The sequence below is a fragment of the Stenotrophomonas maltophilia group sp. Smal32 genome, from assembly GCF_030237085.1.
GTDB lineage: Bacteria > Pseudomonadota > Gammaproteobacteria > Xanthomonadales > Xanthomonadaceae > Stenotrophomonas > Stenotrophomonas maltophilia_Q.
The window spans coordinates 43399-49706 of the sequence record NZ_JASJSI010000027.1 but is presented as its reverse complement, the minus strand read 5'-3'; the positions used below and the strand labels follow the sequence as shown (position 1 = coordinate 49706).

The window sequence follows — 6308 nt, the reverse complement described above, 5'->3', positions numbered from 1 at the left end:
GCGGGGTGTGAGCCGCATGGATGCGGCGACCAAGCCCCCATGGACGGGTTTACGGCGTCCCCGCAAACCCACAGTGCCCCGCCATCCCACGGAATGCCCGCTGTTGCTGTTGCTTCGGATGTTGCCCTGGCTTGAAGCAGGTGCAGGGCTGCAAGCCCTGCCGATAACCCCTTACCCCGCCATCACCGCTTCGATCTCGTCGGCACTGCGCGCCAGCCCTTCGGTCAGCACCCGATGGCCGTCGCCGGTAATCAGCACGTCATCCTCGGTACGGATACCGATGCCGCGCCAGCGCGGTTCCACCGTCGTGTCATCCACGCCGATGTACAACCCCGGCTCGATGGTGAACGCCATGCCCGGCTCCAGCAAGCGCGAGTCGCCCGCCAGGCGGTAATCGCCCACGTCGTGCACGTCCATGCCGATCCAGTGCCCGGTCTTGTGCCGGTAGAAGCGCTGGTACAGGCCTTCGGACAGGTTCTTTTCCAACGTGCCCTTCAGCAGGCCCAGCCGCAGCAGGCCCTCGGTCAGGGTCTGCACTGCGGCGAGGTGGCCGGCCTCGTACGGCACGCCCGGCTTGGCCTGCGCCAGCGCCGCGGTCTGCGCCTCGCCCACCAGATCGTGCAGCGCGCGCTGCTCGGCACTGAAGCGGCCATTCACCGGGAAGGTGCGGGTGATGTCGCTGGCATAGCCGCGGTACTCGGCACCGGCATCGATCAGCACCAGCTCACCATCGCGCGAACGCGCGTTGTTGTCGCGGTAATGCAGGATGCAGCCGTTGCGGCCGGCGCCGACGATGCTGCAGTACGCAGGCACGGCATCGTTGGCGCGGAACACGCGCTCCAGCTCGGCCTGCAGTTCGTATTCGTGGATACCCGCCCTGGCCGCCCGCATCGCCGCCAGGTGCGCACGCACGCTGATCTGCGCGGCATGATGCATCAGCGCCACCTCCGCGCCGGACTTGAACAGGCGCTGCTCGTGCAGCAGGTGGCCCAGCTCCAGGAACTCATGAGGTGGCTGCGCGCCGTGGCGCACCTGCGAACGCACGCGGTTGACCCAGCCGATCAGTTTCAGGTCGAAGTCGGCATCGCGGCCGAAGTGGTAGTAGACGCGCGAGCGCCCTTCCAGCAGGCCCGGCAGGATGTCGTCCAGATCGTCGATCGGGTAGGCATCGTCCATGCCGTAGTGCGCCACCGCCCCTTCCTGGCCGGCACGGCTGCCATCCCAGGCCTCGCGCTCGGCATCGCGCTCGCGGCAGAACAGGATGGCTTCGCCGTGGCGGCGGCCCGGGATCAACACCAGCACCGCTTCCGGCTCCGGGAAACCACTCAGGTACTGGAAGTCCGAATCCTGCCGGAACGGGTAATGGGTATCGAGGCTGCGCACCTTCTCGGCCGCGGCCGGCAGCACCAGGATCGCGTCCTCGCCGGCCATGTCCATCAGCTGGCGGCGACGACGCTTGTATTCGCCGGCCGCGATGCCGGTGCGCTGCTTGATATCCATCAGTTCAGGCGCTGCCGATGGCGCGCGGCCAGCACCACGTCGCCGTGCAGCAGCAGCACCGCCACGCGGATGAACTCCTCGATCTCCGACAGGGCTTCGTCGTCATCATCGCCGCCGGCCTCGAAATCCTCGCTGGACGCACGCGCCAGGCTGGCCATGTCGGTCAGCGCTTCTTCGCCCTCTTCGGACAGGGCCGGGCGGCGGCCGCCGCTGCCCAGGCCGAAGCCGCCCAGGAACGAGCGGGTCCAGCTGAACATGGCATCGGCCTGCGCGGACACGTCGTCGGTGTCGGTCAACAACAGTTCGAAGGCGAAGTCGCGGTCTTCCAGCTGCTTGATGGTGGCCTGCAGCAGCTGCCCCAGCACGCTGCCGGCGGCCACCGGCGGCAGGTTGTCGTCGGCCAGCACGCGCGCCGGCCAGTCGTTGCCGGGGGCGCCGCCGGCGGCCAGCCAGCCGCACAGCGCGCCGTGCAGTTCGGCAGCGGTGGCGCCCAGGCCCAGTTCCTGGCTGGCGCGGGTAACGTCGTCGACGGAGGGAAGTTCGGTCATCGTGCGGCTCGTTCGGATAAGGAAACCCGGGACGCGCACGCGCGCGCCCGTGAGACCCGGTAGTGTAGCAACCCGACGGCATCCTCTCCGCAGCTGTCCAGCCTTGCTGCGACAACGCTTGACCGCCCTTACCCGGCTTGCCTATCGTGCCCGCATGGAACCCGCCGATCCCCTTGCCCAGCTGCAGGACTTCGCCGCCCGCGTGGAGGCGTTGCTTGAACGCAACCAGCGCCTGGCCGAGGAGAACCGCAGCCTGCGCCACCAGCAGGAACAGCTGGTGGCCGAGCGTTCCACGCTGCTGGCCAAGAACGAGCAGGCACGCTCGCGGGTGGAAGCAATGATCAGCCGGCTCAAATCCCTGGAGCAGCACACATGAGCGCCGAACCGGTCAGTGTCCGCATCCTCGATCGTGAATACACGGTGGGCGTCGGTGGCGATGAACGCGACAGCCTTATGGCGGCCGCGCGCCTGCTCGATGCGCGCATGCGCGAGATCCGCGGCAGCAACCGCATGGCCGCCGTCGATCGCGTTGCCGTGCTGGCCGCGCTGAACCTGGCCCACGAACTGCAGCAGCTGCGCGACGAGAACGCCCGCCAGGCGGTGGCCCTGCAGCAGACGCTGGCCGACCTGAACCGGCGCCTGGACCGCGCCATCGACAGCGGCGCCTGAAGATCGTGCACAACGCGTCTTCTCATATCTGAATTGGCACGGACTGTTGCCGACGAACGGCCTATCCAGATTCTGCTCGCTGGCTATAATGGCCACGCGTTCTCTGCGGTACTCGACGGCATGTGCAAACATTCGCCTTGTCCCTTAAGAACGACACCGGGAGCGCGACAGCGCCGGGAGTGCAGGTCCGCCTTGTAGCGGGAAGCCCGATGGTTCTCCAGCGTTCCCACTTGAGCCCCCGGGTTCAAGGTCGTTTCGCATGCATCGACATTGCGGAGAATGCAATATTCCAGCAAGGGCGGCGTCTTCGGGCGTCGCCCTTGTTCTTTGCGGCACAATGACGGCTGTTCCTTGCCGCACGCTGCCATGACCGACCCGCGCCAGGCCCTGCGCCACGACCTGCGGCAACGCCGCCGCGACCTTTCCGCCGCTGCGCGCATTGCCGCCGCCGAATCGCTTGCCGACGCCCTGCTCGCCCTGCCGTTCGCCCCGCGCGAAGGCGCCGTGGCCGGCTATTGGGCGCTGGATGGCGAAATCGCCCTTCACCGCTGGCAGCTGCAACTGCCCGAAGGCCTCACCTACTGCCTGCCGGTGCTGGCCGGTGAGGTGCTGCGCTTCGCACCGTGGCGGCCGGGGCAGCCGCTGACCAGCAACCGCTACGGCATTCCCGAACCGGACGTGGCGCTGGAAGACACCTTGGAACCGGCACAGATGGCGCTGGTAGTGACCCCGCTGGTGGGCTTCGACGCGCAGTGCCGCCGGCTGGGCATGGGGGGCGGCTGGTATGATCGCAGCTTCGCCTTCCGCCACGACCGGCCGGCGCCGCCCTGGCTGGTCGGTGCTGCGTTCGCGGTGCAGCAGGTCGAGGCCTTGCCGGTGGCGTCGTGGGACGTGCCGGTGGACGCGATCTGCACCGAAGACGGCACCCTGTTCCCCTCCGCTGCCCCCGTGAACGCATGACCGCCCGCAAGCGCTACTGGCTGATGAAGTCCGAACCGGACGCCTTCTCCATCGATGACCTGGCCAAGGTCAAGGTCGAACCCTGGAACGGGGTGCGCAACTACCAGGCGCGCAACTTCATGCGCGATGGCATGCAGGTGGGTGACGGCATCCTGTTCTACCACTCCAATACCAAGGTGCCCGGCATCGTCGGCCTCGCCACGGTGGCCAGCCCGGCCTACCCCGACGACACCCAGTTCGATCCGACGTCCGACTACCACGACCCCAAGAGCACGCGCGAAAACCCGCGCTGGATGCTGGTGGACGTGGGCTTCGACCGCAAGCTCAAGCAGGTGATCGCGCTGGACGAGATCAAGCTGCACGCTGATGAGCTCGGCGAAGGCTTCCCGCTGGTTGCCAAGGGCAACCGCCTGTCGGTGTTCCCGGTGACCGCTGCGCAGTGGAAGCTGCTGCTGTCGCTGGAAAAGAAATCCTGATTCCCTGCCTGAGAGTTCTTCCCATGTCCGAAGCCAAGCGCCTGGCCGCCGAGAAAGCCATCGAGTACGTTGAAGACGGCATGATCGTCGGTGTCGGCACCGGTTCCACCGTGGCCTATTTCATCGATGCGCTGGCCCGCATCCAGCACCGCATCAAGGGGGCCGTGTCCAGCTCCGAGCAGAGCACCGCGCGCCTGAAGCAGCACGGCATCGAGGTGATCGAGCTGAACCACAGCGGCAACCTGTCGCTGTACGTGGATGGCGCCGATGAGTGCGACGCTAACAAGTGCCTGATCAAGGGCGGCGGCGCCGCGCTGACCCGCGAGAAGATCATCGCCGAGGCCAGCGAGCGCTTCATCTGCATCGTCGACCCGAGCAAGCAGGTGCCGGTGCTGGGCAAGTTCCCGCTGCCGGTGGAAGTGATCCCGATGGCGCGCAGCCTGGTCGCCCGCCAGATCCGCGACATGACCGGCGGCCAGCCAACCTGGCGCGAAGGCGTGGTCACCGACAACGGCAACCAGATCCTGGACATCCACAACCTGCAGATCACCGATCCGGAAAAGCTGGAGCGCGAACTCAACCAGCTGCCGGGCGTGGTCTGCGTCGGCCTGTTCGCACGCCGCCGCGCCGATGTGGTGATCGTCGGTGGCGAGCCACCGGTCGTGCTCTGACCCTTTCGAAGGATCCTGACGATGTCGCTGTTGCGTTCGCTGCTGATGCTTCCGCTGCTGGCCCTGGCCGGCTGTGCCACCGACGCGGCCCGCCATTGGGTCGAACTGGATGGCGCCCGCTACCAGGTCGAGCTGGCCACCAACGATGAAACCCGCGCGCGCGGGCTGATGTTCCGCGACCAGATGGCGGCCGACCACGGCATGCTGTTCATCCACGACCGCGAGGAAATGCAGGCGTACTGGATGAAGAACACCAAGATCGCGCTCGACATCCTGTACTTCGACAGCGAGCGCAGGCTGGTCAGCCAGCAGCGCGACGTACCGCCGTGCTCGGCCGGCGACATGTGCCCGCCGTATCCCAGCGGTGGCCCGGCCCGGTACGTGCTCGAGCTCAACGCCGGCCAGGCCGAGAAGCTCAAGCTGAAGGACGGCACTGCGCTGACCTTCGGCCCGGGCATCGAAAAATAATGGTAGTGCCGGCCGCTGGCCGGCAATCCAACCTGACCGGGGTCAGATCCCTTTCGCAAGCGAAAGGGATCTGACCCCGGAATTTTTCACGCGACACCGCTTGAAACCGTCTGCAATTGCCGCCAGTCTGTGGCCATGCAGGACCGGATCACACTCCCCGACTGGGATGCACTGGCCGACCTCGAAGACGAGGCGCTGCCACTGTTGCCGACCGCGCTGCTGATCGCGCGCGATGAATACCCCGATCTGCAGCCGTCCACCTACGACGCGCTGATCCAGAGCCATGTCGACCACCTGCGCTCGGAAGTGGAGAGCATCGACAACAGCCCCTTGAAGATGGCGGCGATCAACCGCCACCTGTTCGACGAGCTGGGCTACAGCGGGGACCACGACGAGTATTACGACCCGCGCAACAGCTACCTCAACCAGGTGTTCGAGCGGCGCCTGGGCAACCCGATCTCGTTGGCGCTTGTGCAGATGGAAGTCGCGCGCCGGCTGGGCATCCCGCTGGATGGCGTGTCCTTCCCCGGGCACTTCCTGGTGCGCCTGCCGGTGGACGACGGCGTGCTGGTGATGGACCCGTTCAACGGCGGCCGACCACTGGACGTGGACGAACTGCGCGAACGCGCCAAATCACACCTGGGCGGGCAGATGCCCGATGACCAGGTGCTGGCGCAGATCCTTGACCCGGCGCCGGCGCGCGCGATCCTGATGCGCATGCTGCGTAACCTGCATGGCGTGTACGCCGAGGCCGGCGAGTGGGACCGCGCTGCACGCAGTGCCGATCGCCTGCTGAAGCTGGCCCCGGAGCAGGACGACGCGCTGCGGGATCGCGGCCTGGCCTATCTGCAGCTGGAATATCTGGCCGGTGCCCGCCACGACCTGGGGCAGTACCTGAAGCGCAATCCCGAGGCCAGCGATGCGCAGTGGCTGCGTGAGAAGCTGATCGACCTGGGCGGGCCGGTGCCGCGGCTGCATTGAGGGAGTCGGTGTGTGGACCAACGGTCCACACCCAC

At 67.1% G+C, this 6308-nt stretch carries 9 protein-coding genes and 1 other RNA gene; 8 read left to right on the top strand and 2 right to left on the bottom strand.

What is annotated here, in order from left to right; genetic code table 11:
- Positions 1–171: 171 nt before the first annotated feature.
- Positions 172–1494 carry an aminopeptidase P N-terminal domain-containing protein gene (locus QRO91_RS09055; RefSeq protein ID WP_100443692.1) on the bottom strand — a complete coding sequence of 441 codons (1323 nt, stop codon included), beginning with the start codon at positions 1492–1494 and terminating at the stop codon, positions 172–174.
- Between the two features lie 5 nt (positions 1495–1499).
- A complete protein-coding gene (locus QRO91_RS09050; RefSeq protein ID WP_049428299.1) occupies positions 1500–2048 on the bottom strand; it encodes a UPF0149 family protein in 549 nt (182 codons plus the stop codon).
- Between the two features lie 154 nt (positions 2049–2202).
- On the opposite strand from QRO91_RS09050, the gene QRO91_RS09045 reads away from it, so the two are divergent.
- From QRO91_RS09045 to QRO91_RS09010, 8 genes are all read left to right on the top strand, one after another.
- Entirely contained in the window at positions 2203–2424 is a 222-nt protein-coding gene (locus tag QRO91_RS09045; protein WP_005410898.1) for a TIGR02449 family protein, read from the top strand.
- Positions 2421–2717, top strand: coding sequence for a cell division protein ZapA (locus tag QRO91_RS09040; protein ID WP_049428297.1), 297 nt, complete (start codon positions 2421–2423; stop codon positions 2715–2717). Before QRO91_RS09045 ends, QRO91_RS09040 begins: the two co-directional genes overlap by 4 nt.
- A gap of 97 nt (positions 2718–2814) precedes the next feature.
- Positions 2815–3000: non-coding RNA, 6S RNA (gene ssrS / locus QRO91_RS09035), on the top strand.
- A gap of 83 nt (positions 3001–3083) precedes the next feature.
- Positions 3084–3677 carry a 5-formyltetrahydrofolate cyclo-ligase gene (locus QRO91_RS09030; protein WP_049428294.1) on the top strand — a complete coding sequence of 198 codons (594 nt, stop codon included), beginning with the start codon at positions 3084–3086 and terminating at the stop codon, positions 3675–3677.
- Entirely contained in the window at positions 3674–4153 is a 480-nt protein-coding gene (locus QRO91_RS09025) for an EVE domain-containing protein (protein ID WP_100443674.1), read from the top strand. Before QRO91_RS09030 ends, QRO91_RS09025 begins: the two co-directional genes overlap by 4 nt.
- Positions 4154–4176: 23 nt before the next feature.
- Positions 4177–4824, top strand: a complete 648-nt coding sequence (gene rpiA / locus QRO91_RS09020; protein ID WP_006389802.1) for a ribose-5-phosphate isomerase RpiA — start codon at positions 4177–4179, stop codon at positions 4822–4824.
- A gap of 21 nt (positions 4825–4845) precedes the next feature.
- Positions 4846–5292: a DUF192 domain-containing protein gene (locus tag QRO91_RS09015; protein ID WP_049428291.1), complete on the top strand. Its 447-nt coding sequence runs from the start codon at positions 4846–4848 to the stop codon at positions 5290–5292.
- A 135-nt stretch (positions 5293–5427) separates the two neighbouring features.
- On the top strand, positions 5428–6273 hold the full coding sequence (locus QRO91_RS09010) for a SirB1 family protein (protein ID WP_005410904.1): 846 nt from the start codon (positions 5428–5430) through the stop codon (positions 6271–6273).
- The last annotated feature ends 35 nt before the right edge of the window (positions 6274–6308 follow it).

Coding starts and splice junctions, on each gene's coding strand:
- QRO91_RS09050 (WP_049428299.1), bottom strand. CDS start 2,048: ATGACCGAACTTCCCTCCGTCGACGACGTTACCCGCGCCAGCCAGGAA.
- QRO91_RS09045 (WP_005410898.1), top strand. CDS start 2,203: ATGGAACCCGCCGATCCCCTTGCCCAGCTGCAGGACTTCGCCGCCCGC.
- QRO91_RS09040 (WP_049428297.1), top strand. CDS start 2,421: ATGAGCGCCGAACCGGTCAGTGTCCGCATCCTCGATCGTGAATACACG.
- QRO91_RS09030 (WP_049428294.1), top strand. CDS start 3,084: ATGACCGACCCGCGCCAGGCCCTGCGCCACGACCTGCGGCAACGCCGC.
- QRO91_RS09025 (WP_100443674.1), top strand. CDS start 3,674: ATGACCGCCCGCAAGCGCTACTGGCTGATGAAGTCCGAACCGGACGCC.
- rpiA (WP_006389802.1), top strand. CDS start 4,177: ATGTCCGAAGCCAAGCGCCTGGCCGCCGAGAAAGCCATCGAGTACGTT.
- QRO91_RS09015 (WP_049428291.1), top strand. CDS start 4,846: ATGTCGCTGTTGCGTTCGCTGCTGATGCTTCCGCTGCTGGCCCTGGCC.
- QRO91_RS09010 (WP_005410904.1), top strand. CDS start 5,428: ATGCAGGACCGGATCACACTCCCCGACTGGGATGCACTGGCCGACCTC.